This is a genomic window from Nocardiopsis sp. NRRL B-16309 (genome assembly GCF_001279585.1).
Classification (GTDB): Bacteria; Actinomycetota; Actinomycetes; order Streptosporangiales; family Streptosporangiaceae; genus Nocardiopsis.
Map to the genome: position 1 here is coordinate 289,444 of NZ_LGEC01000002.1, position 26,551 is coordinate 315,994.

Annotated in this window: 20 protein-coding genes; 15 read left to right on the forward strand and 5 right to left on the reverse strand. The window is 71.1% G+C overall.

Annotated features, from left to right (window positions below; all coding sequences use genetic code 11):
* Nucleotides 1-25: 25 nt before the first annotated feature.
* From ADL05_RS01115 to ADL05_RS01135, 5 genes are all read left to right on the forward strand, one after another.
* Nucleotides 26-442: a hypothetical protein gene (locus ADL05_RS01115; RefSeq protein WP_053615049.1), complete on the forward strand. Its 417-nt coding sequence runs from the start codon at nt 26-28 to the stop codon at nt 440-442.
* Nucleotides 439-810: a TadE/TadG family type IV pilus assembly protein gene (locus ADL05_RS01120; protein WP_053614920.1), complete on the forward strand. Its 372-nt coding sequence runs from the start codon at nt 439-441 to the stop codon at nt 808-810. Before ADL05_RS01115 ends, ADL05_RS01120 begins: the two co-directional genes overlap by 4 nt.
* A gap of 159 nt (nt 811-969) precedes the next feature.
* The gene (locus ADL05_RS01125) at nt 970-2,295 is read left to right on the forward strand and encodes a CpaF family protein (RefSeq protein WP_053614921.1); all 1,326 of its coding nucleotides are present in this window, start codon (nt 970-972) and stop codon (nt 2,293-2,295) included.
* A gap of 235 nt (nt 2,296-2,530) precedes the next feature.
* A complete protein-coding gene (locus tag ADL05_RS01130; protein WP_053614922.1) occupies nt 2,531-3,463 on the forward strand; it encodes a type II secretion system F family protein in 933 nt (310 codons plus the stop codon).
* A gap of 10 nt (nt 3,464-3,473) precedes the next feature.
* Nucleotides 3,474-4,385, forward strand: a complete 912-nt coding sequence (locus tag ADL05_RS01135; protein WP_053614923.1) for a type II secretion system F family protein — start codon at nt 3,474-3,476, stop codon at nt 4,383-4,385.
* Between the two features lie 71 nt (nt 4,386-4,456).
* Here ADL05_RS01135 and ADL05_RS01140 read toward each other — a convergent pair whose 3' ends face one another.
* The 3 genes from ADL05_RS01140 to ADL05_RS01155 form a co-directional block, all read right to left on the reverse strand.
* Nucleotides 4,457-5,386, reverse strand: a complete 930-nt coding sequence (locus ADL05_RS01140) for a nitroreductase/quinone reductase family protein (protein ID WP_053614924.1) — start codon at nt 5,384-5,386, stop codon at nt 4,457-4,459.
* 526 nt (nt 5,387-5,912) lie between these two features.
* On the reverse strand, nt 5,913-6,461 hold the full coding sequence (locus ADL05_RS01145) for a hypothetical protein (RefSeq protein ID WP_053614925.1): 549 nt from the start codon (nt 6,459-6,461) through the stop codon (nt 5,913-5,915).
* A gap of 510 nt (nt 6,462-6,971) precedes the next feature.
* Nucleotides 6,972-9,716: a tetratricopeptide repeat protein gene (locus ADL05_RS01155; RefSeq protein WP_053614927.1), complete on the reverse strand. Its 2,745-nt coding sequence runs from the start codon at nt 9,714-9,716 to the stop codon at nt 6,972-6,974.
* 395 nt (nt 9,717-10,111) lie between these two features.
* On the opposite strand from ADL05_RS01155, the gene ADL05_RS01160 reads away from it, so the two are divergent.
* Nucleotides 10,112-11,230: a M48 family metalloprotease gene (locus ADL05_RS01160; RefSeq protein ID WP_053614928.1), complete on the forward strand. Its 1,119-nt coding sequence runs from the start codon at nt 10,112-10,114 to the stop codon at nt 11,228-11,230.
* Nucleotides 11,231-11,489: 259 nt separating this feature from the next.
* Complete coding sequence (locus ADL05_RS29215) at nt 11,490-13,490, forward strand: ABC transporter ATP-binding protein (RefSeq protein ID WP_231640552.1); 2,001 nt, start codon at nt 11,490-11,492, stop codon at nt 13,488-13,490.
* A 447-nt stretch (nt 13,491-13,937) separates the two neighbouring features.
* Here ADL05_RS29215 and ADL05_RS01175 read toward each other — a convergent pair whose 3' ends face one another.
* A complete protein-coding gene (locus ADL05_RS01175; RefSeq protein WP_053614929.1) occupies nt 13,938-14,279 on the reverse strand; it encodes a helix-turn-helix transcriptional regulator in 342 nt (113 codons plus the stop codon).
* 398 nt (nt 14,280-14,677) lie between these two features.
* On the opposite strand from ADL05_RS01175, the gene ADL05_RS01180 reads away from it, so the two are divergent.
* The gene (locus ADL05_RS01180; RefSeq protein WP_197285640.1) at nt 14,678-15,706 is read left to right on the forward strand and encodes an LLM class flavin-dependent oxidoreductase; all 1,029 of its coding nucleotides are present in this window, start codon (nt 14,678-14,680) and stop codon (nt 15,704-15,706) included.
* A 355-nt stretch (nt 15,707-16,061) separates the two neighbouring features.
* Here the strand turns inward: ADL05_RS01180 and ADL05_RS01185 are convergent, their stop codons facing one another.
* Nucleotides 16,062-17,210: a TIGR04222 domain-containing membrane protein gene (locus tag ADL05_RS01185; protein ID WP_082376009.1), complete on the reverse strand. Its 1,149-nt coding sequence runs from the start codon at nt 17,208-17,210 to the stop codon at nt 16,062-16,064.
* A 513-nt stretch (nt 17,211-17,723) separates the two neighbouring features.
* On the opposite strand from ADL05_RS01185, the gene ADL05_RS29220 reads away from it, so the two are divergent.
* From ADL05_RS29220 to ADL05_RS01205, 7 genes are all read left to right on the forward strand, one after another.
* Nucleotides 17,724-17,942, forward strand: a complete 219-nt coding sequence (locus ADL05_RS29220) for a hypothetical protein (protein WP_082376010.1) — start codon at nt 17,724-17,726, stop codon at nt 17,940-17,942.
* A 271-nt stretch (nt 17,943-18,213) separates the two neighbouring features.
* Entirely contained in the window at nt 18,214-19,065 is an 852-nt protein-coding gene (locus tag ADL05_RS30965; RefSeq protein WP_197285641.1) for an OmpA family protein, read from the forward strand.
* A 30-nt stretch (nt 19,066-19,095) separates the two neighbouring features.
* Nucleotides 19,096-19,602: a hypothetical protein gene (locus ADL05_RS31460; RefSeq protein WP_231640553.1), complete on the forward strand. Its 507-nt coding sequence runs from the start codon at nt 19,096-19,098 to the stop codon at nt 19,600-19,602.
* Nucleotides 19,603-19,765: 163 nt separating this feature from the next.
* Nucleotides 19,766-20,269 carry a hypothetical protein gene (locus tag ADL05_RS01190; RefSeq protein WP_231640554.1) on the forward strand — a complete coding sequence of 168 codons (504 nt, stop codon included), beginning with the start codon at nt 19,766-19,768 and terminating at the stop codon, nt 20,267-20,269.
* A 541-nt stretch (nt 20,270-20,810) separates the two neighbouring features.
* Nucleotides 20,811-23,258 carry a glycosyltransferase family 4 protein gene (locus ADL05_RS01195; RefSeq protein WP_053615050.1) on the forward strand — a complete coding sequence of 816 codons (2,448 nt, stop codon included), beginning with the start codon at nt 20,811-20,813 and terminating at the stop codon, nt 23,256-23,258.
* A 345-nt stretch (nt 23,259-23,603) separates the two neighbouring features.
* On the forward strand, nt 23,604-24,716 hold the full coding sequence (locus ADL05_RS01200) for a pilus assembly protein TadG-related protein (protein WP_053614933.1): 1,113 nt from the start codon (nt 23,604-23,606) through the stop codon (nt 24,714-24,716).
* Between the two features lie 96 nt (nt 24,717-24,812).
* Nucleotides 24,813-25,676 carry a hypothetical protein gene (locus ADL05_RS01205; protein WP_053614934.1) on the forward strand — a complete coding sequence of 288 codons (864 nt, stop codon included), beginning with the start codon at nt 24,813-24,815 and terminating at the stop codon, nt 25,674-25,676.
* The last annotated feature ends 875 nt before the right edge of the window (nt 25,677-26,551 follow it).

Consider the following 26,551-nt stretch of genomic DNA (forward strand, 5'->3'; position numbering starts at 1 on the left):
CGGGAACGACCGCGGCGGCGTCATCGTGGAGTTCGCCGCCGCGGTGCCCTTCCTCCTGCTGGCCCTGGCCCTGGTGTGGCAGGTGCTCCTGCTCGGCCTCACCTCGATGTACGCCTCGCACGGCGCGGCCGAGGCCGCGCGCCAGGCCGCGGTGACCCCCGACGATCCCGCGCGCATCGACGAGGAGGCCCGCAAACGCGTCCGCCCCCCGTGGGACGGCGACGACGTGATGACCGTGGCGGTCGTCGAACGCGACGGGCGGCGCTACGCCCAGGTGACCCTGGCCATGCCGCTCTTGCTGCCGGGCGCGTCCGGGCCGTGGGACATCACCGGGGAGGCCCGTGTGGTGTCCGAGGTCGCGCCCCGCGGCGGGACGCCCGGCGGGGACCTGCCACCGGAGGAGTCGGCGCCCGAGGTCCAGCCCCGCGAGGTGGCGCCGTGAGCACCTTGCGCGCACGCGGGCGCGGCGCCGACCGGGGCGGGCCCCTGCTGGAGTTCGCCGCGATCTTCCCCATCCTGCTGATCACCGCGGTGGTGGCGGTCGAGGCGTTCCTGGCCTTCGTGGCGGCCGAGCGACTGGAGTCGGCCGCCCGTGCGGGGGCCCGGGTCGCGGGCACCCAGGAACTGGGCGGCGCCGAGGCCGAGGCGCGTGCGGCCCTGCCGACCTGGCTGGACGACGCCACCGTCACCGCCGCGGCCAACGACAGCGCGGGGTTCTACGTCGAGGTCTCCCACCCGCTGCCGATCGTCTTCTCCGCGGCGGGCTTCGACCTCACTCTGACCAGACGTGTGGACATGCCAGATGTGTGAGGACGGGAGGCCGGCCGGCGGCCCGCACGACGGCGGGGCCGCGGGAACGCCGTGCGACGACGGGGTCGCGGAGGCTCCGCGTGGCAACGGGGCCGCGGAGGCACCGCCCGCCCGGGCGCGCACCCGACGAACACGCTCCGAGGAAGGGGGACGCAGGCCATGGGTCTGAAGGATCGTCTGGAGGAGGACCGCGCCGCCGAGGGGCGGACGGACAGCAGCAGCGTGACGCACTGGCGCCGGCGCCTGCTGGAGGAGATCAACCTGGAGGACCTGACCCGGCTGACCCTCGCCCAGCGCCGTGTGCGGTTGGAGAAGGTCGTCGGGCACATCCTGACCCGCGAGGGCCCGGTGATGTCCGAGCGCGAGCGCTCCGTGCTCATCCGCCGCGTCGTCGACGAGGCCCTGGGGCTGGGGGTCCTGGAGCCCCTGCTGGCCGACGAGACCGTCACCGAGATCATGGTGAACGGGCCGGACCACGTGTTCATCGAGCGCGGCGGGCGCATGCAGCGGGTGGACGCGGCCTTCAACGGCGAGGAGCAGCTCTACCAGACCATCGACCGCATCGTGTCGCTGGTCAACCGTCGGGTGGACGAGTCGTCACCGATGGTCGACGCCCGCCTGCCCACCGGGGAGCGCGTCAACGTCATCATCCCGCCGCTGTCGCTGTCCGGTCCGATCCTCACCATCCGGCGCTTCCCCAAGCCCTATCCGGTCGAGGAGCTCGTGCGGATGGGCAGCCTGGACCCCGCCACCGGCATCCTGCTCGCGGCGATGGTGCGGGCGCGGTTCAACATCGTGGTGTCGGGCGGTACCGGCAGCGGCAAGACCACCTTCCTCAACGCCCTGTCGGCGTTCGTGCCCGCCACCGAGCGCATCGTCACCATCGAGGACTCCGCCGAGCTCCAGCTGATGCAGGACCACGTGGTGCGGCTGGAGTCGCGTCCGCCCAACATCGAGGGGCGCGGCGAGATCGCCATCCGCGACCTGGTGCGCAACGCGCTGCGGATGCGCCCGGACCGCATCATCGTGGGCGAGGTCCGCGGCGCCGAGACCATCGACATGCTCCAGGCGATGAACACCGGCCACGACGGCTCCCTGGTGACCGTGCACGCCAACTCGGCCGAGGACGCCATCTACCGCCTGCAGACCCTGGCCACCATGGGTGAGGGCCACGTGCCCTACGACGCGATCCGCGACCAGATCAACAACGCCGTGGACGCGATCGTGCACCTGGGCCGGTGGCCGGACGGGTCGCGCCGGATCAACGAGATCGCCGTGGTCTCCTCCCGTCGCCGTGAGGAGTTCCGGCTGGACCCGGTGATGCTCTTCGAGGCCCTGCCCATGACCGCCAACCGCGCCGTCGAGGGCGAGTTCCGCCACCATCCCCTGCCCCGGCACGTCGCCGGACGGATCTACCACGTGGGCGAGACCATCCCGGCGGCGTTCGGCGTGATCAGCGACGACCGGATGAGAGGAGGTCGCTAGACCGGGACCGCGGCCGCCCACCGCCTCCGCGCGATCCCTTCCGCCCACGGAGCCAGCCCCGGACCGCGCGTCGGTCCGGAAGGACCCGGTGCTGACGCGCAGACCCCGACCACCGACGACGACCGCCCGCCTGTCGCCCGAGGCCGCCTCGCGGCCCGCGGTCGCCGCCCGGGGCCCGCGGTCGCCGCCCCCGCACCGGACGACCCACCTCCCCCCGATCCGAATGGAGTCCCCGTTGAACTGGCAGATCATGGCGATCCTCGGCGGTCTCGCCCTGGTCCTCGCCCTGGCCCTGTGGGCTCTGTGGGAGTTCGTGTCCAGCGCCGAGCAGCGGCGGCTGATCGCCTCCCGCAGTGCCCTGGCCCAGGCCGAGTACGAGGCCGCGACCCCCACCGCCCGACTGGACGCGGCGATCTACCGCACCCAGTGGGGAGCGCGGCTGCACCGCCGGATCGCCCGCTCCGGGGCGGAGGTGCGGCTGTCCACGTTCGTGGGAGCCCTGCTCGGCGGCTCCCTGCTGGCGGTCATCGTCGTCTGGCAGGTGCTCGCCCCGTTCTTCGGGCTCCTGGCGGCGGCGGGCGTGGCCTTCCTGTTCTTCTCCTATCTCAACCGCGCCGAGTCCAAGCGGCGCGAGGAGTTCACCTCCCAGCTTCCGGACCTGGCCCGGGTCCTGGGCAACGCCACCTCGGCGGGCCTGGCGCTGCCGACGGCGATCTCGATGGCCGCCGACGAACTGGACGGCCCCGCGGGCGAGGAGCTGGGCCGCATGGCCGAGTCGATGAAGCTCGGCGCGAGCCTGGAGGAAGCCGTCGGCGAACTCCGCGAGCGCATGCCCTCGCGCGAGCTCGGGGTGCTGGTCTCCACCCTGGTGGTCGCGTCCCGCTCCGGCGGCTCGCTGGTCACGGCCCTGCGCAACATCTCCACCACCCTGGAGAACCGCAAGGAGACCAGACGCGAGGTGCAGACGATCCTCAGCGAGACCACCAGCACCGTGTGGGCGCTGGGGTTCATGTCGGTGGGCGCGCTGTTCATGATCAACGCGATCGAGCCGGGCATCATGCGCGTGATGACCACGTCCGTCGCGGGCATCGCGGTTCTCCTGGCCGTCGCGGCCCTGTTCACCATCGGTTTCGTCCTGGTGTCGCGCATCACCAAGTTCAACCTGTAGTGAGGCCCCGGTGAGTGACCTGCTCTTCCTCTTCCCCCTCGTGGCCGCGCTGGCCGGCGCGCTCGTGGTACTGGCGGCGTGCTACGGCCTGTACATGACCATGTCCCAGACCCGTGTGCCGGTGAACGACCCCGCCGCGCACCTGCCGCGGACCAGGAGCGAACAGACCTTCATCCTGCACCGGATCACCGAGGCCATCGGGCGGCCCTTCGCGCCCTCGATCCTGGTCTCCCTCGGGGAGCGGCGGCGCCGGTCGATCTCCGAGCGGATCGAGGCGGCGGGCCGCCCCGACGGCCTGACCCTGGAGCGCTACCTCCAGCGCAAGGTCGGCGAGGTCGCCCTGTACGGCACGGTCGGCGTGCTCATGTTCGTGGCGGGCAACCCGCTGATCGGGCTGCTCGTGCTGGCGTTCGCGGGGCTGACCGACCTCAGCCTCTACGTGCAGGGCCAGGAGCGCGCCGACCAGGTCCAGTCGCAGCTGCCGGACTTCCTGGACGTGCTCGCGGTGACGGTGAGCGCCGGGATGTCGTTCCGCGCCGCGGTGGCGCGGGTGTCGGAGTCCATGCCGGGTGTGCTGGCCGACGAGTTCGCGCTGGTCCTGCAACAGATGGACCTGGGCACGTCCCGCCGGGAGGCCTTCGAGACGCTGCGCCGGCGCAACCGCAACGAGGCCCTCAGCAAGTTCGTGACCGCGATCCAGCAGGCCGAGGAGCTGGGATCCCCGCTCAGCGACACGCTCGTGGACATCAGCCTGGACATGCGGCGCGCCAACGCCCAGTACATGCGCCGCAAGGCCCAGCGGATGAACCCCAGGGTGACCATGGTGACCGCGGTGACCCTGTTGCCGGGGCTGCTCCTGCTCATCGTCGGGTCCATGTTCCTGGGCACCGAGGTCAACATCGGCGCGATCCTGGGCGGATAGCCGCCGCGCCTCCCCGAGGGCCCGGCGAACGCGCTCGGACGAACGTGCGCGGCCGGGCCCGGGGATTCCCGTCAGGCCGGAGGGCCGGGCGGGAACGGGAGGGCGGACAGGGTCGGGAACAGTTCGGCCTCCTCGTAGTCGAGGTGGGCGATCAGTTCGGTGGACATCCGCTCCACCTCCGCGCGGAACCGCTCCGGGTCGGCGGTGGCCAGGTCGGCGATGAGCGCCTCCAGTTCACCGCGGAGCCGGTCGACCGTGCGGTGCTCCTCCCGCAGCCGGTCCAGGGTGCGGGCCAGCTCCGGGTCGCCCTCCTCCAGCCGCGGGAACATCAGCTCCTCGCTGCCGTGGTGGAAGTGCAGGGACTCGCAGAAGGCCAGGCAGTGCTGGCGCAGCTGCAGGCTGAGGCCCGGCGCCGGCGGTCCGGCGCCGTCCGAGCGCTCGGCACGGTCGGCGAGGTAGGCCTCGGCCTCCACCCTCACGTGTGCCAGCTGGCCGCGCAGCCAGGCGTGGATCTCGACGAGCTTCTCCGCGAAGTTGGTCGCCACCTGGGCGGCTTCCTCGTACCGCTGTTCCAGGGCCACGACCGGCAGGATCCGTTCGGTGCCCTTCTGGTACTCGCCGTAGCCCGGGACCTGTCGCACGATCTCGTCGAACAGGCGGTCCCGCTCCGCGCCCTCGCTGGGCACGGCGACGGCGCCGAACGTCTCGGTGCCCAGCTCCACGGTGACCATCGGGTGGGCGAGGATGTTGCGGTACCAGTCCGGGTGACGGTCCGATCCGCCCGCCGAGCCGACGACCAGCAGTCGGCCCTCGACGCGGACGAATCCCAGCGGGGTGGTGTGCTCGGCGCCGGACCGGGCGCCGACGGTGGTCAGCAGCAACAGGTCGCCGCCCTCGAACATGCCGCCGACACGGCCGCCGTTGGCGCGGAACTCCGCCACGACGGGGATGTTGAAGTCGCTGACGTGCGGTTCGGTGGGGGCGTGCGGGTTCTGGGTCAACGTTCTCCCTCGGGTGTGATCGCTCATGGTGTGGATGGCGCGACCGCCCCGAAGGCACCCGCGACGAACCGGCACACAGCGGTGCGGGGCGCGGGTGGGGCGTGTGGGAGTCCCGGGCACGCGAAAGCCCGGAAGGTCCGTGGATTCGGGGAGGCCGCGAAGGGTCAGCGCGTCAGGACGTGGTCACGGTGCACAGGTCACCGACCACGCCTCCGGCTCAGATGCGGTGCGCGGTGTGTGTACTCACAGTGCGGCTCCCCGGATGTTCGTGGTGCCTCCATACCCGCCGACCGGCCCACTGCTTCTGGTCGGAGGCACGCGACACGCGAACAACGTACACGACCGCCGGCGGTGGGGCCAGGCGCCGTTCGTCGCTCGGGCCGATTCCCGGCGTTCCGGTCCGGCCGAGACGCTGTTCCGTCCCCTCGTCCGCGTATGAGCGGGGCACGTTCCCGTGCCTTGGCCGCTGGCGCCGGCTCCGGGGGACGTCCGGAGCCGGCGGGCCAGGCCCATCGGTGGCCGCCGGTCAGCGGCAGGGGGCGTAGGTCGTGATGAACTCTCCCTGGCCGGAGACCTGCATCTCCCCGCGCAGCCGGGCGTTCTTGGTGTTCGAGAAGTAGGCCGACGTGTAGCCGCCGTTGCTCACACTGCGCCAGGAGGACGGACGCGAGGACCAGCCGCTGCTCCCGTGCACGCGGAACCGCACCGTGATCGTCGCTCCGCTCCGCTTGGTGTAGGAGACCCTGGCCGACGTGCAGTTCGAGGTGACGATCTTCAGGGTCCCACTGCTGATGTAGCCCAGTCCGGTGCCCAGCGTCGAGACCCCGGACTCGTCTCCGGGGCCCCCGGCCTCGTCCGAGTTCTCCTCCAGGTAGTCGTCGACGTCCTCGTACTCGCCTTCGTCTCCGAGTTCGACGATCTCGTGGTCGTCGGTCACCAGGATCTCCACCTCCTCCACCGACGTGCCGGACGGCGCCGCGGCGTTGGCCGCGGGGACCGCCACCAGGGCGGGCAGCATCAGGGCGGCCGTCGCCGTCACGGTCGCACGGCGGGTGAGGGTCTTGATGAGGCTCATCGTCACTTCTCTCAGTCAGGGGGAACCGCGAGTCGGGTGATCGGGGGGAAGAGCGGGTCGGCCGGTGCCGTAGGGGGCGATTCCAGCCACAATCCACCCAGACCACCACGACCGTACGGCATTCGGTGCGAACTCCCCACCGCCCGTCGGACCGCCGCCCCTTCACCCACGACGAGGACGCGAGACGGCGAAGGCCCTCCCGCGCCGGTGCGCGGGAGCGGGACCTGACCGGGGAGACGCCCAGGCCCTCGGGGTCAGGGGCGGGTCCGGTGGCCAGAACCGGTCAGGACACCTCGAAGGAGGTGGTTCGGCCCGAAGCCGCGCTGCCCGAGGAGGGCCCGCCCGATCCCGCCCGCTGCCGGGGGGTGGCGGCGCCGCGGCACGGACAACCGGTGAACAGGCCGACCGCGCTCATCACCGCCACGCGCACCCGAACGTTCACCGCTCCCCTCTGCGGGCTGACGATCAGCGCGATCACGGCCGCCGGTCGGGCCCGGGCGGTCCGACGGTTCAGGGGTGGTCGTCGGGGTCCTGCGAGGCGGCGTCCAGCGCCGCGCGCGCTCGCGCGGCGGACTCGGCGTGGCCCGACGCGGCGGCGCGGTCCCACCAGGTGCGTGCGGCGCCGGGGTCACCGCTTCGGTCCTCCAGCTCCGCGAGGTCGGCCATCGCCCGCGGCGCCCACTCCCCGTGCTTCGACCCGGAGGCCCGGGCGAACCACGCGCGCGCCTCGTCCATCTCGCCCTGTTCCTGTTCCACGCGCGCGAGCAGGTACAGGGCGTGCGGGGCAGCCTCGGCGTGCCCGGTCCTGACGACGTGCCCGAACCAGGTGCGCGCGTTCTCGACCCACCCCTGGCGGTGGTCCAGCATCCCGAGTTCGAGCAGGGAGCGGGGCGCGAGGTCGGGGTGCTTGCTCTTGACGGCGCGGATGTACCAGCCGCGCGCCTCGTGGATCTCGCCCAGACCCTCTTCGAGGGCACCGAGGCGGTTCATCGCCCGGGGCGCGACCTCGGGCTCACCGGAGTCGGCGGCCCGGGTGAGCAGGTCGCGGGCCACGTCCGCCTCACCCCGTTCGGCGGCGCTCTGGCCCAGGTCGAGCAGCGCCCGCGGATCGGTCGGAACGTCCGCGGCGGTGCCGCCGGAGGGCCCGGCCTCCCCCGGGGCAGAAGCGGTCTCTCCCGAAGGAACACCCGCCTCCCCGGCCACACCGATCTCCCGCGAAGCAGGGGCGTTCTCCTCCCGGGGCGCCTCCGCTTCCCCCGCCACACCGACCTCTCCCAGCGACACGGTGTCGCCGGGGACCCCCGCACGCCCCGAATCCATGGGCTGCCCGACGTGCGGACCCGCGTCGGCGACGGACCCGCGAGGGGCGGCGGCCCCCTCGCTGACGGCGACCCTTCGGTTCAGCTCGTCGAGTCGGGCCTTCGCCCGAGGCGCGGCCGTGGGGTCGCCCGACCGTGCGGCCCTCTCCCACCACGTCCGTGCGCCGTCGACATCCCCGCGCTCGCGGTCCAGCGTGCCCAGGTCGACCATCGCCTTGGCGGCCACGTCGACGATCCCGGAGGCGCTCGCGTGCTGGTACCAACCACGCGCGGCGTCCAGGTCCCCCGCGCGGTGCTCCAGGACCGCGAGGTTGTACATCGCCGAGGCGGCGGCATCCGAGGCGACGGTTCCCGACTCGCCCGCGGCCGCCTGCGTCCCGGCTCCCGGAGTGCCCGATGCGGCCCCGTGCGCGACCGACCCGCGCCCGTCCTCCCCTGCCTGCCCCTCCCCCGCCCCGGCGGCGCGGATCCACCAGCGACGGGCGCTCTCCGTGTCCCCCTGCCGCCAGTCCAGCTCGCCGAGGCTGACCATCGCCTCCGGGGCCCACTCAGCGTGCCCGGAGTCGATCGCGAGCCTCCACCACCGCCGGGCGGCCTCGGCATCATCGCGGGCGTCCTCCAGACCACCGAGAACGAAGTAGGCCAGTGGCACGGTGTCGGGGCCACCGCCGCCTTGGTCGGCGACGCGGACGAACCAGTGCCGTGCGGCGTCCAGGTCCCCCGAGTCCATGAGCACCTGGCCCAGGTAGAGCAGCGCCACCGGATCCATCCGGGTGTCCGTGTGGCTCAGCAGCCGTTGGGCCGCCGTCAGCGCCTTCGCCTCGATCGCCGCGTAGCCGATGTCGCGGCGCGCGTCCCCCTCGAACCGGGTGTCACCGTGCTCCCACATCGGGTCGGCGATCGGCCACGCGCAGTCCTGCCCGGCATCGTCGGCGACGACGGCGAGCAGGGGATGCGGGCTGTAGTAGGTGCCGCTCTCGTCGGAGCGCTCCTCCACCAGGGCGGGACGCTCGCGGGTGGGGCGGGCGGCCCACTTCAACGCCGCCTCGCAACCGATCGCCGACACGCCCGCGCTCTGCGGCGCTCCGGTCAGTTCCTGGCGGTAGGCGCGGTACAACCGTTCGAGGTCGTCCCAGGTCAGCCGCTTCGGCGGGTCGATACGCCGCCAATCGGTGACCGCGCGCAGCAGGGCGGTGCGGTTGGCGCTGCTCCCGGGGCGCAGGTCCGCCCGGAACGGAGCCAGGTCCACCAGGAGCCGCCCCAGCAGCAGTGTGCCGTCGTCGGCGTCCAACACCGCCTGCAGTGCCGGATCGGCGTAGTCGGCTCCCGCGCGCAGCCGCCGACGTTCCGATTCGGTCATCGGGCCCAGCTCGATCGGGACCCCGTGGGCCCGCATGGCTCCTTCGACCTCCGCCGGTACGCGCAGGCCACGGACGAGCGCGCTGTCGGCGACGGCCAGGATCCGCAGTCCCCCGGGCAGGCGGGCGGCGTCGATCCGGGCGAGTTCGGCGTAGCGGCGCGCGGACAGTCGGTCGAGCCAGAGCACCGTCCCGGGCGCGGGGCCACCCGCGGATCCGGTGATCGCCGCCGCGGCGGCGATCATGGCGGCCAACGCGACGTCGGGGTCGTCGAGGAAGGCCACCACGACGTGGTCGCCCAGCACCTCCCGCGCCGCGTGGGCGAGGGCCCGGGTCGAGCCGGCCAGGCGCGGACCCGAGACCACCACCACACGTCGGCCGTCGTCGCGCAGGGCCTCCTCGATCGCCTCGTCCGCCTCCCGTCGCACGTAGGGAGCGTTCCCACCGGGACCGAATGCGGCCCGGTGCACGCCCAGGTCCTCGGGTGTGACCTCGGCGAACCGGCGCGGACGTCCCTGGTCGCCCCGCAGCGACAGCCACCGGCGCGGTCGCGCCGTGCGCGAACGGTCGGTGCTCATGGCACTCGGGACTCCGCGGAACGAACGGTTTGATCCGGGGGATGACACCTGAAACCTCGCAGTCTTGACCTGTCCGTCCACTATGACGGCATTGCGTGGTTCGCAGTTCCACGCGGAGCCTGGTGCCTACGGGCCGTTCCCGCGGCTCACGACGAGTGACAGGTGGTGTGTTCCGGAACTCCTCCCCCGACCTCCGGGGCACTCCCACCCGCACGCGCGACGCCCCCGTGTCCGACGCTCACTTGCGGCCGCGCACCCGCGCTGGCCAGTCAGAACACGGGAGGACACCTTTCTGCCAGAGTGCCGACAAAGCGGCCGCGGCCGAAAGGGAGATGACCGCTTCCGGCCGCCGCGGCCGTGGCCGGGAACACGCTGTTCCCCATAGCCTTGCGCCCATGTTCGCGCGGTTCCGCTCCTCCTGGCCCGTCCTCAGTGCCCTCCTCCTCGTCCTCGGAGTGTCGGCGGCCTACAGCCTCGCGCTGTGCGCCCTCCTGTGGTGGGCGGGGCTCCCCTGGTGGATCGGCCTGGTGCCGTTCGGACTCTCCCTCATCGGCGCGGAAACCCTCCACGTCCTCGGTGAGAACAAGCCGCCGACCAAGGACACGTTCGTCATCGAGCGCGACGACGACCCGCGCGTCCACGCCGTCCTGGACCGCCTGTGCGCCCTGACCGACCAGGAGCGTCCGGTCCTGTGCCTGTACGGGGCCGAGGGCCCCAACGCGGTGGCCCACGCGCCGGACCGCGGTCCCGCGTGCGTCTACGTTACGCCCGCCCTGCTGGAGCGGCTCGACAACGAGCAGTTGGAAGCCGTGCTGGCGCACGAACTGGCCCACCTCGCCCACCGCGACCAGCGCGTCATCGCCTTCGCCGAGGGGATGAGCCAGTGGATGGTCAACCTCCCATCCGCGGCGTTGGACCTGATCTACCGGGCCGACGAGGGCCTGTGGGTGGTCGCCGTCCGCTCCGGAGCCTCCTGGAACCCGGTGTTCGACACCGTGGAGGACAAGGAGGAGAAGCGGGAGAGGATCCGCCGGTCCGGGCTGCTCCCCCTCCCCGTCCGGTTCCTGGTGCGCGGCCCGGTCCTGCTCGCCAGGGTCCTGCTCGGCATCGCGGCGGTCGCGCTCCTCCCCGCCACCCTGATCGGCATGATCCTGTTCGTCCTCACGGCACTCCCCAGCCAGATCGTCGTGCTGCGGCTGGTGCGACGCCGCGAACTGGCGGCGGACCGCGCCGCCGCCGAGCTGACCGGCGCCCCTGCGGTCCTGGCCTCGGCGCTGGCGTCCATGACCGAGGCGATCCCGGCGTCCCAGCCCCAGAGCCTGCGCGACCTCCGGGCCATGGAGGCGCTGTCGATCCTGCCGCACACCCGTCCGCACCGGCGGGGGAAGGACGGCGGGGACGGCTTCGGGCGAAGGCTGCTGGCGCTGGGGCGGAGGGCCTTCTCCACGCACCCGCCGGTGGCGGTCCGACTCGACGCGCTCCGCGACCTCACGGCCCGGCGTCTGGCCGGCTGAGAGCCGGCCGGTGCCCCGCGCTGAGTCAGCAGTGGTCGGTGCTCGGGACGGCTGGCAGCAGTAGTCGGTGCGCGGTCGGGACGATCGGCAGTGGTCGGCGGTCGGGCGCGGTCGGCCATGCGACGCGTCACCCAGGCGGCGTGCGCGACGCGGCAAAGGCCTACAGATCAGGCTTCACGGCGGAACCCCCACACCTCCGGCAAACGTTGAGTCAAGGCATCGACTCCCCGTTTCCGGCATCGACCCGAGAGTGCGCTCCTTGAGTACTGACGACGTGACGGCTCCACCGGGGAAGGCGCCTCCGAAGGCTCCCCTGCGCCGGCTGTGGGACTACGCCCGACCGCACTGGCGCGTGCTCGTGGTGGGAACCGTGTTCTCCTTCCTCGGAGGCGCGACGAGCCTGGCCCAACCCCTCATGGCCAGGTACGTCATCGACGCCCTCGGCGCGGGCGAGCCCATCATGCGTCCGGTCCTGGCCCTGACGGCCGTCATCGTCGGCGGCGCGGTGATCGGCGCCTTCGGAGCGTTCCTCCTCGAGCGCACCGGTCAGGGCATCGTGCTCGACGTGCGCCGCAACCTTGTCGGCGCTCTCGTCCGGCTGCGCGTGAGCGAGGTCGACCGGCTCAAGCCAGGCGACCTCGTCGCGCGCCTGACCGCCGACACCACCCTGCTCCGCTCCGTCGCCACCAGCGGACTGACGGAGATCGTCAGCAGTTCCATCCTGCTGGTCGGCGGTGTCGCGATCATGGTCTTCCTCGACTGGCGGCTCTTCCTGGTGACCGCGGCGATGATCGTGGTGGTCGGCCTGCTCATGGGCGTGGTCCTGCCCCGCATCGACGCCGCGACGCAGGCCGCCCAGGCGGCCCTGGGCGAGATGGGTTCCCACCTGGAACGGGTCTTCGGCGCCTTCCGCACCGTCAAGGCCTCCTCCGCGGAGGACGTCGAGACCACCCGCCTGGACCTGGCGGCCCAGGAGTCCTGGCGCCGCGGGATCGCGGTGGCCGGGTGGACCGCCGTGTCGGGAACCGCGACCTGGCTGGCGATCAACATCGCCTTCCTCAGCATCCTGGCCATCGGCGGAGCGCGCGTGGCCACCGGCGCGATGGACGTGTCGGACCTCATCGCGTTCCTCCTGCTGCTCTTCTACCTCATGCAGCCCATCAGCAGCCTGACGTCCTCGCTCACCCAGTTGCAGACCGGTCTGGCCGCCGTCCGCCGCATCGACGAGGTCGCCGAACTCGAACAGGAGGACGTCGGCATGGGCCGGGCGCCGACCTCCGACGCCGGTACGGTCGGGAGGACCGGTGGGGCCCGTGAGACCAATGGGACGGACACGTCCGCCGACCCGAGTACGCCGGATGGTGCGAGGGGGCCAGGCGGGTCAGACAAGCCGGGAACGCCTGGTGAGCGAGGGAAGTCCGGTGTTCAGAGCGGATCGGGTGATCACAGCGGCCAGAGCGTCCCGCGTGAGCCCCGCCCCCAGCGGCCGGAAGCCTCTCCGGCCTCGGCGGACCGGCCCGCGACCGTCATCTTCGACAACGTCGCCTTCCGCTACCGCCCGGAACTCCCCCCGGTCCACCACGGCGTGTCCTTCTCCGCGGACGGAGCCGGGCTCACCGCTCTGGTCGGGCCCTCCGGTGCGGGCAAGACCACCGTCTTCTCCCTCATCGAACGGTTCTACGACGCCACGTCCGGCCAGGTCCTGCTGGACGGCATCGACGTGCGCTCATGGCCGCTGCAAGCCCTGCGTGCCCAGATCGGATACGTCGAACAGGACGCCCCCGTCCTGGACGGCACCCTGCGCGAGAACCTGCTGATGGCCGCGCCGGAGGCGGGCGACGACGCCCTGGCCGACGTCGTGGACCGGGCCCGCCTGAGCGACCTGGTCGGTCGTCTGCCCGAAGGACTGGACAGTGCCATCGGTCACCGCGGCGTGACCATCTCCGGTGGCGAGCGCCAGCGGGTGGCCATCGCACGGGCCCTGCTGCGCGATCCCCGCCTGCTGCTGATGGACGAGGCGACCTCCCAGTTGGACGCCGCCAACGAGGGCGCGCTCAAGGCGGTCATGCTGGAAGCCGCCCGGCGTACGAACGTCATCGTGGTCGCTCACCGACTGTCCACGGTCACCAGCGCGGACAGGATCGTGGTGATGGACGCGGGCCGGGTGCGGGCCGTGGGCACACACGCCGAACTCGTCGCCGACGACGCCCTGTACCGCGACCTGGCCGCCGGACAGCTCCTCACCTCCGGGGCCGACTGAGCGCCGCGGGCAGGCGCAACGGCGATCCGCTCGCCATGAGGAACGAACGGACGCGGCCCGGGGCCGGTGGGCTCTCGCCCCGGGCCGCCGCGCGCTCGCCGCGCCCCCGGCGCTCGGCCGGGTCCCCGTCGGGCAGCCCGTCCCATCGGTCGGTTCGCGCAGCCCGTGCGATCGACGCGCCGACGACCTCGCGGGGCCTCCGCCCGGCCTCACCGCACCCCCGTGCGACTGACGTTGCGTGAACGGTCCGTCGCTACTGGCCCCCGCCCGAACCACCGTCTACGCTGGCACGCACAGCGCCCGGTCACCGCTACCGTCCGGCTGTGACCGGGCGCTGACCTCGACTGATGCGGTCATCACGCCCTGACCCCGCCCGCTCGAACGCGGCCATGCGCGACCTCCACGAGCCGATCATCCGGCCGTCACCCAGCGCGGGAGAGCCGTGTCCTAGGCGTCGCGAGTACCCTCGGGCGCCAGTCCGTCCCCACAGGACAGGACGGATTCCAGCAGCCCGGGGAACCGGCTCTCCAGTTCGTCGTCGCGCAGCGAGATGAAGCAGCGCGTGCCCTCGCTCCGGTTGTGGACGAGTCCGGCGTTGCGCAGGATCTTCAGGTGATGGCTGAGTGTCGACTGCGCGATGGGCAGATCGATGTCCTTCCACGCCCGCTCACCCTCCATCGCGGCGAGCATCCGCACGATCCGCAGCCGGGTCGGTTCGGCCAGCGCCGACAGCACCGTGACCAGTTCCACGTCGCAGAGGGCGGGGTGCGCGTGCTCCCTGGGAGCCAAGGCGGTCCTCCTCGTGTCCTGACGGTCTCATGCGGTGTATCACCCGGCGCGGTCGGTTCGACGGCGTCCGGTGTCGTCCGGTCCGCTCGGTGGCGACCGGCGCCAGGCCGCGACCGGCACGGCCCCCGGCCGGCTCACCTCCGGTACCGGCGTCCGGACCGGTTCGCCGAGAGATTTGGTTCGAGCTCAGGGTGAGTGTACCGTCGTAGTTCGACGTTCGTCGATCATCGAACAGCAGGGTCGGTCGGAACGGGTCATCGCCACCCCGTTCCGACCGCCCGCCGTCACCACCGGAGCCCGTCACTCACGGAGCGGGGGCTCGGTTCCCGGGCCGCCGATCGGGGACCGTCCGGCGCCGGAACCGCTCCACGCATCCACGCAGGGGAATGAAGGCCACCATGTCCAACGTGTCCAAGATCGCGCTGTCCGTGCTCGACCACGCCACCATCGTCGAGGGCTCCACCGCCGGCGACGCGCTCCGCTCCGCCCGGGAGCTCGCCCAGAACCTGGAGCGCTGGGGCTACCGGCGTTTCTGGCTCTCCGAGCACCACAACATGCGGGCGATCGCGAGTGCGGCCACGTCGGTCTCCCTCGGGTTCATCGCCGAGGGCACCTCGACCATCCGGATCGGCGCGGGCGGCGTCATGCTCCCCAACCACTCCCCCCTCGTCATCGCCGAACAGTTCGGGACGCTGGAGTCGCTCTACCCCGGCCGTGTCGACCTGGGGCTGGGCCGCGCGCCCGGCACCGACCCCCGCACGATGATGGCGCTGCGCCGGGACCACAGCGCGGCCTCCACCTTCCCGGCCGACGTCCAGGAACTCCAGGCCTTCTTCGAGCCGGCCGAGCCCGGCCAGCCCGTCCGCGCGGTGCCCGGTGAAGGCCTGCGGGTGCCGCTGTGGATCCTGGGGTCCAGCCTCTTCGGCGCCCAGCTCGCCGCACAGCTCGGACTGCCCTACGCGTTCGCCTCGCACTTCGCGCCCGACGCCCTCTACGACGCGCTCAAGGCCTACCGCGCCGGGTTCCGCCCCTCCGAGCAGCAGGACAAGCCCTACGTCATGGCGGGCGCCAACGTCTTCGTCGCCGACACCGACGCCGAGGCCAGGCGGTTGTTCACCTCGATGCAGCAGGCCTTTCTCGGAACCGTCCGCGGTGCCCGTGGCCTGCTGCAACCGCCCGTCGACAGCCTCGACACGATGTGGCGTCCGGGAGAGAAGGAACGACTGGACGCCATGCTTCGTTACTCCTTCGTGGGGTCGCCGGAGACGGTGCGCCCGAAGCTGGAACAGTTCATCACCGACACCGGAGTCGACGAGATCATGGTGTCGTCGATGATCTACGACCAGAAGGCCCGGCTGAACTCCTACGAGGCACTGGCCGAACTGTTCGAGCTGACGAAGTCCGCACCGGAGTCGGCAACCGTCTGATCCCACATCGGTCCGGGCCGGGAGCGGCAAGGGTGGTGGTGTCCCGCGGGCAGGCGGGGCACCACCTTCCCAGCCTGGGTCAGGCGGGCGGGGCCGTGGCTACGGCCCCGCCCGACCTCTGTGCAACCTCCACCCGGCCCCCGTCCGGACCGCGGTACTCCGCGCCTGTTCCGCATGGACACCGGTCACAGCACCGGTCACAGGGCGCCGGTCTCGAGCAGGCGATCCGGCTGCCGCTCCGACGTGCGCCCGTCACCGGCCGTCGAGCGAAGTGCGGCACGCGGCCCCGCGACCGCGAATCTCCGGTCCGCAGCCTCCGGCCACCGCACTCGGCTGCAGGGGCCCACGGGCGACATCAGTCGCCGCCACCACCTCCACCACCGCCGTCCCCACCTCCGCCGGACCCGCCGTCGCCTCCGCCGAAGCTCCAGCCGCCTCCACCACTGTCACTCCCGCCGCTGACGTCTCCACCCCCACTGAAACTTCCGCCCCAGCCGTCACCACCGGAACTCGATCCCGCCCCACCCGTTTCGCCCTGGCAGGTCTCGGCGAAAGCGCAGAGGGACTGAAGCCGGACGCCGTCATCGATCGTGGACTCGGCACCTCCCGAGTTCACCGTCCCTCCAGAAGAGCCCGGCGCGGGAGACGTGTGCCTGCGGGCGGGCCTGGTGCGAGTCGTGGCGGTGGCCACCCCGCGCAGGGCGCGGAAGCCGGTCACCGCCGTGAAGCGCACCGCCACCGCGCGGTCCAACTCGGCCGTGGACTGGGCCTCCACCTCGTAGCGTTCCCCGGCCTGCGCGACGACCGCCCGACCCGCGGGAGTCGTCGCCAGGAGCGTGGCACCGCCGGTGGCGTCGAGGACGGCCTTGGCCACCGACAGCGCCACGAGGGCGACGAAGCCGCCGACGAGGAAGCCGAGGGAGACGGCCCCTGGTTCGACGAGAAAGTGGAAGACTCCCGCCGCGACGCCCACGAGAAGGCTCAGCGCCCGCATCCACCTGATGCGGGACGGCACCTTCTCCCTCGACGCCAGAAGCCGGCTCAGTCCGGGCGCGTCCACACGCAACCGCGAGGCCTTGAGTCCGTCGGCGATGGCGATCATGCCGCCACTGCCCATCGCGCGCCGGATCATCTCGCGGGCGGTCAGGCCCGTGCGGTCACGGTAGCCCCGGATGATGGTGCGCCGGATCAGCGACTTCTCGTGCGTGTAGGGCGTGGACGGGCCGACCAGCGTGAAGAAGCCCTGGGCGGCCTGGTGACGGATCCGCCCCGAGAGGTGCAGCTCCATCACGACGGTCTCCGCCACGCGAACCGGACCGCCCGCGAGATAGGCCAGTTCCTCGGGATCGAGGTCATCGGGATCGGGTGGGCTCACGGCGGGCGTGCGCCCGATGGCGGCGTTCAGAGCCGCACGACTGCGGAGCACGGTCAGGAGCGGGACCGCTCCGACCGCCAGTCCCGCGACCACCGCGATCACCAAGGACACGACCGTGCTGCCGTCCACGCTCCGCCGCCTTTCCGCGTCCGCGCCCGGCTCCGAGCCGACCACCGTTGTTCGGCCCTCTGGGCCATCGGCCAATTCAAGCACCGCACGGCCCCGCGCGGGAATGCGGGCGACCTGGCATTACCAGTGCACCCATGGCGCCCGAATGACGCGTCTGCCATCATGGTCACCCGTCGAACACCGAACGTCACCCCCGGATGGCCTGCCCATGGGCGCCCACGCACACCGAGCCCCACCCGAACCTGGGCTCTCACTCCGCCTGTGGACAACGTGTGCTCGGCCTCGCCGGAGGGCATCATGGAAACACGTGGCCACATCCGGTCAGCACCGAAGTCAACACCGATGGTCGTGCCCGATAGTGGGGATCCGTGGTGCGAGTCATCGACTCACAGGCCCCTGCTGTCCCCATGACCTCGGTTCAGCGCCCCCACGGTCCGGATGCCGCCGCAACCCGGCCACCCCAGGCCACAACGCAGTGGCACCAGGAACACCCGCCCCCAAGGAGTCGACCCCGTGAAGAGCCTGACCCGCCTGTGGGTAACCCTCAGCACCTACGCGAGCCCCCCGTCAAGGAAATCCGACACCGGCGCTGGAATAGTGGAATACGCCGCTATCGTGATCCTGGTCGCCGCCATCGCAGTAGCTATTTACCAACTCGGCCTGGTCGAAAATATCAGCGGATCGATTGGTACTGCAGTGTCCAACGTCCTCAACGGGCCATCCGGGCCCTGAGCTTGCGGACCAAATAGTAATAATACTGCTTCACTCAGAGCTTCTCACGGGAAGACACCAGAACAACGGGAGGGCCTTGTTGCCCAAGAACGCCTATCCCATATATCGGCGACTCAAGGCACCACTTGTCGCAAGCTCAACAACCATATTGCTATCCTTCTTGCTATCTGGCTGCGTTGTATCAACGGACCCCGATCAACCAGATAACAACACCCCCGAAACCACAAACACACCCACTTCATCCGGAAATCCGTCAGAGTCTCCAGAGCAGATGGCTTCCAGCATCACATCCAGCAGCTCCTTGGGTGATGATCTAAAAATCGAAGTCTATGCCCTCGAAAGACTTGACAATGATCTCCTTCGCTTAAGGATAGGAATTAAAAACGACTCCAACGAGTCATTTGTTCTTTTTGATGGCCTATCCAGTGCGACAGATCAGGGAACAGCAGGAGCCATCACCCTGATTGACGCCGAAAACCAGCAAAGATACAGCAGCTACAAGAGGATCGATGGGAAATGCTACTGCTCGGCACCACTATCCGGCGCCATTGGAAGCGGCACAACTGCCGAAATGTGGGTGATCTATCCGGAACCACCACCAGAAATCAGCTCCATGACGATCACAACGCCACTGGCACCGCCAATTCTCGATGTACCATTGACGGAATCATCAGATTCAGCAGACGAAGCCGAATTAGCTAATCCAGAAATTTCAGACCTTACGATGCTGTCCGATGACACAGAAGACCAAACTGGCCGCTCGGAAAACAACGACGAAGTCAGCATCATCCTCTCTTCGGACGTATTGTTCGAAACTGACAGCGCTGAGCTGCAGCAGGAAGCACAAGAGATCCTTGAGCAAGTTGCCCGCGAAATCGATGACGCAGAATCATCCACGGTCAGAGTAGACGGCCATGCAGACAACACCGGCAGCGACTCTGTAAATATACCACTATCTGAGGAACGTGCCGAGTCGGTAGAATCCACGCTGGATGAAATGATCACCCGCAGCGGAGTTTCGTTCGAAGTGGAGGGACATGGTTCTTCTGACCCAATCGCCGACAACAGCACGGAGGAAGGGCGCGAGAGAAACCGCCGTGTGACCGTCACCTTCGAGAAGTAGAGGTGGAACATGAAACGATCAATCCGTCGCATGATCGGCATAATCACGGTATCCAGTGCACTGCTCGTGCTCACGTATGCGGGGCCAGGCGCTGCAGCAATAGCCCCGAACGCAACAGATCTCGACAGCATTGGAAGCGCCAATGGAATCGACTCTCAGTCCGAATTGACAGCGAACGTGCACCATGCCGAGAGAAATGACGCCGGAAATCTCTTGTCTGTGACTTGGAGCATCGAGAACCCGACCACGGATCCAGTAGTCGTCACATGGCTTGCCGACCGCACGTACACCTACTCCGGGCCGTATTTCTCCGCTGTCACAGCTCTATCTTCAGACGGGAGCACTCGATTCCATCCGATCATGGACGGATCGGGAGAATGCCTATGCTCTGGAAATACCTCCTCAAATTTTAGTGAGCGCGTTGAACCCGGAGAATCTATGGCGTATTGGTCAATGTTCTCCGTGCCGAGTGGTGTTGAGTCTGTATCGATTGAGATCCCTGGGTTCGAACCCATCGAGGATGTTCCGATTTCCTGATCCGGAGGCGGCCTTGCCCACCCCTCACCGTTCCGAGCCAGCGGACACCCGACGGCCCTCCCCCACGGGGCCGCCCGGGCGCTCTGGTGAGCGCAGCGGACCCCCGCGCGTGGTCGGTCGCCTACGGCCGGTCCGAAGAGCGCACTCCGACCGGGGTGCATCGATGGTCGAGTTGGCCGTCGTGACCGTCCTGGCGGCGGCCGTCATGCTCGCCGTGTACGAACTCGAGCTCAGCCAGACCTTCAACAACGGGGTCCGACAGATGGTGTGCCTGGTCCAAGGACCCGACTGCGGGGACGAGACCTGGGTGGACGCCGATCGCCCGGACGAGCCCGAGGAGTACGAATGGGGAAGTGGGAACTCCAACCAGAGTGACAACGAGGCGGTCGCCCTCAACATGGCCGCGGCAAAAGGCTGGGAAGACGAAGAATGGACGTGTCTGCAGAACCTGTGGACCAGCACGTCCAACTGGGACCACACGCTCGTGGACCCGAATACCGGCGCGGCCGGGATCCCGGGCTTCAATCCGGCTGTCCACGGTGAGATGCCCGAGGGGTTCGCGGGGAGCACGCGAACGCAGATCTCCTGGGGGCTGGACTACATCGAGGACCACCACACGCTGCCCTGCGTCGCCTGGGAGTCCTGGGAGAACACCAAGACCTACTGACCCGCCACAGCCCGTGGGCGGGCTTTCACGCACGCCACGCACACCCCCGTCGACTCCAGGCCACGCCCGCATCGATGGCCTCGGAACCCGCGGGCCGCGGTCGGAGCATCCGCCACGCCTGCGCCGGCAGTACGCGAGGACGGCCCCCTCCAGGACCCGTCCGCGCACGGGAAGAGGACCACGCGCGCCACGGCTCGCCATGCAGCGGGCCCCGCGACCGGCGCCAGTCGCCCTACCTCTCCTGAGCCCGTGGACCGGGCGCCGCTCCGGTACGGTCAGCGCCCCGTGCTCCTGTCCCTCGCGCCAGCCCTCCGGCTCGCGGTAGGTCTCCACAGTCTGAACACTGCGCAAAACCCTCACAGATGGTCGCAAACCTTCGGGACGAGTAGCGCAAACAGGGCTTTTTCCGGAAATCCCGCCCATAGCCTGATCCTTCATCCCCGCGCTGCCCGACCACTCGGGGCGGGACCGGCGCGGGGTCGACGGGGACGGCTCCGTCTCGCGGGGGCGCGGGGCGGAGCCCACGGATATGGGGGGCTCGGTGAAGATCGCCTATCTGATCAACGACATGTACGGCATCGGCGGCACCGTACGCACGGTCGCCAACCAGGCCTCGGCACTGTCCGAGCGCCACGAGGTCGAGATCGTCTCGGTGTTCCAGCACCGGGCGGAGCCGGTCCTGCCGGTGCCCGCCCGGGTGCGCCTGCGTCCGCTCGTGGACGTGCGTCAGGAGTCGAGGGGCGATGGCATCGGGGTCGGCGGGCGCCCGCTGTACGAGGGGTCGGAACGGGCCGGGCTTCCGCCGCTGCTCTTCCCGCCGGAGGACGCGCGCGGGTCCACCCACAGCCGTCTGACCGACGACCGGCTGGAGGAGTACCTCACCACCACCGACGCCGACGTGGTGGTGGGCACGAGGCCGGGTCTCAACGCCGTCATCGCCCGGGCCGCGCCCCGGCACGTGGCGAAGGTCGGCCAGGAGCACCTCACCTACGAACAGCACTCGCAGGCGTTGCGCCGGGTGATGGAGACGGAGTATCCGAACCTGGACGCTTTCGTCACCGTGACCGAGGCCGACGCGCGTACGTACGCCGACCGGATGGCGCTGCCGGGCGTGCGGCTGCTGTCGATCCCGAACTCGGTCCCCGCGCCGCCGTTCACGACCGAGGGGCTCGACTCGCACACCATCGTCTCCGCGGGCCGCCTGGCGCCGAGCAAACGGCATGACCTGCTGGTGCAGGCGTTCTCCATGGTGGCGGACGAGTTCCCCGAGTGGACCCTGCGCATCTACGGGCGCGGAGACCGGCGCGGCTCGTTGGCCCGTCTGGTGGCGTCGCTGGACCTGCACGACCGCGTGTGGCTGATGGGGCCACACCCCCGGGTCGAGGAGGCCTGGGCCCAGGGGGCGTTCGCCGCGGTCACGTCCAGCGAGGAGCCGTTCGGGATGACGATCGTGGAGGCGATGCGCTCGGGCCTTCCCGTGGTGAGCACGGACTGTCCGCACGGGCCCGCGTCGATCATCCGCGACCGCGAGGACGGGCTGCTGGTGCCCAACCGTTCGGCGCCGGGCATCGCGGACGGACTGGCGGAGCTGATGGCCGACGACGAACTGCGCCGGAAGATGTCCCAGGCGGCGCTGCTGGACTCCGAGCGGTTCGACCCGGCGAACGTCTGCCGGATGCACGAGGAGCTGTTCGCCGACCTGCTGGGCACCCCGCTGCACAAGATGAGCGCGCCTCCCGAACCCAGGATCCCGGCCCCCCGGACCGAATTGCCGGCCGCCTGCCGGGTGCGGGCCGGAGGCGACGGGCACGCCGTGCTGACGTTCGCCGACCCGCCCGCGCACGTCGTGCTCACCCATCCCGGTGCGCGCGTGACCCTGACGCCCGACGAGCGCGGTGAGGTCGTCGTCGACCCGGAGGCGCGGCGGCTGGCGGCGCGCACCTGGGAGGTGTTCCGGGTCGACGACGGGCCCGACGGGGAGAAGGAGACGCCCGTCCGGGACGTGGTGATCCACCAGCACGGGTTTCCGCTCAGTGCCGCGGACGTCGACAGGCTGGCCCTGGTCCTGCCCACCCGCAACGCGAAGGGAAGGCTGGCCCTGCACGTGCGCCGCTCGGACCACCACGCGGAGGTCGACCACGTGGAGGTCGCCGACGGTCTGATCACCGTGCAGGGGAGGGTCCTGGGCCGGGACCGGGCCGACGCGCGGGCGCGGCTCGCGGTGCGGCTGCGCGCGTCGCCGCGGACCCTGCGGGAGTTCTCCGCGCCGGTGGCCGGTGACGGGCGCTTCACGGCCGTCGTCGACCCGGAGGCGGTCGTACGCGGGCGGCACGCGGAGTCCGAGACCTGGGAGATCCGGCTCGTGCTCTCCGACGGGACCGAGTGCTCGGTGGGGCGCCACCTGTCGGGAGTGGTGGGCTACAAGAACATCATCGAGTACCCGGTGCAGAAGGTGCACCAGAACCGGGGCTGCGGGTCCAGGGTCCGCCCGTACTACACGGTCAACGACCGGCTGGGGCTCAGGACGTCACCACTGGCACCCACGCTGGAGGTGGACGAGGTGCGGGTGCGCCCTGTGGGACGCCGCCGCGACGATCTCCGTCTGGACGTGCAGCTGGGGGACGCTCTGCCCGACGGGGTCGAGTGCGCGGTGGAGGTCGTGCGCGGCTCGTGCGCGGGACAGCGGTATCCGCTGCGTCTCGTCCCGACCGCCGACCGATCGCGGCTGACGGGGCGGTTGCCGCTCCTGGGGCGCGCCGAGTTCGGCGGGGTGCCGGGGCTGCGAGCGACGTGGCGGCTGCGCCTGCTGGTGGGACCGCCGGGAGCGCTGGGGCGCGTGGGAGCCAAGTCCGTGCCCCTGCGCACGGCACGCCGGTGGGCGCACGGGCCCTTCGTCCGGTCGGTCACCGCGTCGGCCGTCGGTTCCGGCGACGTCAAGGTGACCGTGGCCGACGTCCACGCGTGGGAGGCCCTGCGGCGCCACATGTAGCGAACCCCCAGGGGTGTGAGGACTGACCGGCGGCCGGGCCTGGGGCGGAGCGACCGGGGCCGCGCCCCGAGTCCTCCGCCCCGGCGGCTCTGGGCCGACACCTGGACGGGACTCGGCGAGGGGACGCCGACGCACGCCCACGCCGGCTCCGCGGCGCGCCCCACCGGTGGGCGGCCCCGGCCGGGCTGACGCGCGACCGGGCACCGCCGACCGCGCCGCGGCCGTCCACAGGGCCTACCGATCACGGACAGGCCCGGATAAGCTACGCCAGGGAGCGGATTCCGTCACCGCCCCCCGCCGACCCCTGCCTCACCGCGTACGCGCGGACGACCCCCCGGAACGCGTATGGCACCGCGAAGGTCCCCACGGCGCGCGGCCACGGCCGTGCGCTCCCGGCGTCGGCTCCCGCTGGGCCGTGACGACGCCGGCCAGTCCAACGTCCTGCTGCTGTTCGGCCTCACGCTCGCCCTGCTGTCGCTGACCCTGCTCTTCGTGCGGGTGGGCGCGGCCAACGACCAGCGCAGCCAGGTGCAGACCGCCGCCGACGCCGCCGCGCTGGCCGCGGTGAGCGCTCTGCGGGACCAGGCCGCCCAGGACCTGTTCGACGGGGCCTACCCGATGCCGTGGTTCGACGAGGAGAAGGCCGAGGCCCGCGCGGAGGAGTACGCGCGCGAGAACGGCGCGGTCCTCACCGACATCCGGGCCAGCGACAACGTCCAGGGGCGCAACGGCAACATCGTGCGCGTCGAGGTACGCGGCGCGATCTGCCAGAAGGAGTTGGAGGAGGACGGCTCGGTTCCGTGGAACGACGTCGCCTGCGACGGTTCCGAGGAGGACGCCGACACCGTGGTGGGCAACGCCTCGGCCATCGCCATCGTGCACCCTCCCAACGAGTGCGGCCGGTCTTCGGACGGCGTCATCGAGTGCGTGAACGGCCCCGTCGACAGCCTCGACACCGCGTTGTCCATGATCCGGGTGAACCTGGTGGACGAGGAGGGCGCCTACCGCTTCGATCCCTCCCGGGTGTTCGGAGGAGGAGCCATCATCGACTGCGACTCACTCGGGCGGCTGCATCCGCGCATGTGCGCGGTCCACCAGGCCCTCCAGGACGAGTTCGGCGGCTTCTACCTCACGGCGGGCGGCTATCGTGCCGAGACCGGCAGCGACCACAACACGGGCGAGGCGATCGACTACATGATGGCGGGCATCGGGCAGGAGCCCTCGTCCGAGATGGACGCCACGGCCGTGACCGTCATCAACTGGCTCATCCAGAACGCCGACCGACTCGGGGTCAAGGGCATCATCTACGACCGCCTGATCTGGAACAACACCCGTTTCCCACCGGACCGGGTGGGCCAGTGGCCCCGTGTCGCCCGCCATTACCCGCACTACGGCAACATCACGCTGGACCACGTGGACCACATCCACGTCGCGGCCGGCGACGGCCCGATGCGGTAGCGGTCGGGCCGCGGCGGACTTCGCCCCGCGGAAGCGGTTGTCCACAGGCGCGGGCGGGCCCTTGTCGGGCCGTCGTCCACCACCGAACCTGGATGTATGACCGTCAGTGAGGACACCCTCCCCGACCGTTCCCTTCTCCTGCGCACGCTCGTCCCCGTGCTCGGGCTGCTCTCCGCCGACGCCGTCGCGTGCGACATCACCGCCGCCTACGTGTGGGGTGTGGACGCCTACCCGCACGGCACCCGGGTCACGCGCACGCGGCTGCACGTGGCCGTACCCCGGGGCGTGCGCCGTGTCGGCACACAGGCGGTGGTGGCGCACCCCGAACCCGTGCCAGCGCACGAGCGGGTCGAGGTGGAGGGGGCGCGGATCACCGCGCCCGCCCGCACCGCCGCCGACATCGCCGCCCGGGCACCCTCGGTGTTCCTGGCCACGTCGAGGCTCGACATGTTCCTGGCCCGCGGCCTGGTGCACCGGCACGAACTGGTCGCCGCCACCCGGCGTCGCCGACCGGCGGGCCAGCACGCGAGACTGCGCAGCGCCGTGCGGCTGTGCTCCGGGCTGAGCCACTCCCCCGCCGAGTCGTGGGCACGGGTCCTGGTGCGTTCGACCCGGCTGCCCGCGCCCGAACCGCAGTGCCCCGTTCCGACCCGGGAAGGGCTCTTCCACGCCGATCTCGGCTGGCCGCGTTACCGGCTCGCGCTGGAGTACGACAGCCGGGAACACCACGCGGAGCCGCGGACCCGGGCGCTGGACCGGTACCGGTACGCGGCGATGGCGGACGAGGGATGGGGAATCGTGCCCATCGGCATCCACGACCTGTGCGCCCACCCCGGTCGACTGCTGCGCCGGCTCCAGCACGAACTCACCGCGCGGGGGTGGACGTGTTCCCCGGAGGACGAGCAGGCCCTCCAGCGGGACGCCCTCAGGTTCGACCGACACCCGCCGCGGCTGCGATGAGGTGGCGCCGCAGGGACCGGGGCGGCGCGGATCGACACGGCAGGGAACGGGGCAGTGCGCTGGTGGAGCACGCGGCCCTGCTCCTGGTGGTGGTGTCCCTGGCCGTGGCGGCCTTCTCCTTCGTACCCCGGACACCGGTGGCGCTGGGCGGCGCCGTCCAGCGCGTCCTGGGCGGGCAGGACACCGGCCCGGGACCGATCGGGACCGGCCCCGGGCCGGGTGACGGCGGCACCGATCCGGGCGGGGTCGACGACGGGGGCGCGGCGGGCGACCAGCACGAGAACGGAAGCGGGGACGGGCACGTTCCGGGGGACGGAATCGGGGGTGTTCCGGCTGACCCGAACGGCGACGGCCCTGCTCCCGGCGGCGGTACAGGCGCTGTGGGGCAGGACTACGCACCCGGGAACGGCGGCGGCCCCGGTCCGGGCTCCGACACCGGCCCTGGACCGGACTCCGGGTCCGGGTCCGAGTCCGGGTCCGGGTCCGGGTCCGGGTCCGGCGAGGAGTGGACGCTGGATCCCGTGGCGGCGGCCGACGCGGTGCTGCGGTGCGCGCGGGGCCAGGTGTCGGCCGTCGGGCGGGTCGACTGCGCCCTGGCCGTCCTGGGCCTGCTGGACTCCGAGGTGCTGGAGGCCACGGTCCTGCGGCTGGAGGCCGACGAGTGGCTGGAACTCTTCGCCACCCGCCGATTCACCGGGTCCCTGGCCGCGCGGATCGCGATTCGGACACTGTGGGAACACGCTTCGGAGGAAACCCTGCGCATGCTGGCCCGAACCCGTACCTTCGAGTTCGTCGGACCCGCCCTCGACTCCCCTCACAGCGAATACGTGCTGCGCTTCGTGTCCGCCGGAGGTGAACACCTCCGAGCGACGCTG

What these genes read in the sequence shown, in the direction of transcription:
- ADL05_RS01125 (WP_053614921.1), top strand. Translation starts at nt 970, where the DNA reads ATGGGTCTGAAGGATCGTCTGGAGGAGGACCGCGCCGCCGAGGGGCGG.
- ADL05_RS01205 (WP_053614934.1), top strand. Translation starts at nt 24,813, where the DNA reads ATGACCGTCAGTGAGGACACCCTCCCCGACCGTTCCCTTCTCCTGCGC.
- ADL05_RS01160 (WP_053614928.1), top strand. Translation starts at nt 10,112, where the DNA reads ATGTTCGCGCGGTTCCGCTCCTCCTGGCCCGTCCTCAGTGCCCTCCTC.
- ADL05_RS01190 (WP_231640554.1), top strand. Translation starts at nt 19,766, where the DNA reads ATGGTCGAGTTGGCCGTCGTGACCGTCCTGGCGGCGGCCGTCATGCTC.
- ADL05_RS01155 (WP_053614927.1), bottom strand. Translation starts at nt 9,716, where the DNA reads ATGAGCACCGACCGTTCGCGCACGGCGCGACCGCGCCGGTGGCTGTCG.
- ADL05_RS01200 (WP_053614933.1), top strand. Translation starts at nt 23,604, where the DNA reads ATGGCACCGCGAAGGTCCCCACGGCGCGCGGCCACGGCCGTGCGCTCC.
- ADL05_RS31460 (WP_231640553.1), top strand. Translation starts at nt 19,096, where the DNA reads ATGATCGGCATAATCACGGTATCCAGTGCACTGCTCGTGCTCACGTAT.
- ADL05_RS01180 (WP_197285640.1), top strand. Translation starts at nt 14,678, where the DNA reads ATGTCCAACGTGTCCAAGATCGCGCTGTCCGTGCTCGACCACGCCACC.
- ADL05_RS30965 (WP_197285641.1), top strand. Translation starts at nt 18,214, where the DNA reads ATGGCTTCCAGCATCACATCCAGCAGCTCCTTGGGTGATGATCTAAAA.
- ADL05_RS01145 (WP_053614925.1), bottom strand. Translation starts at nt 6,461, where the DNA reads ATGAGCCTCATCAAGACCCTCACCCGCCGTGCGACCGTGACGGCGACG.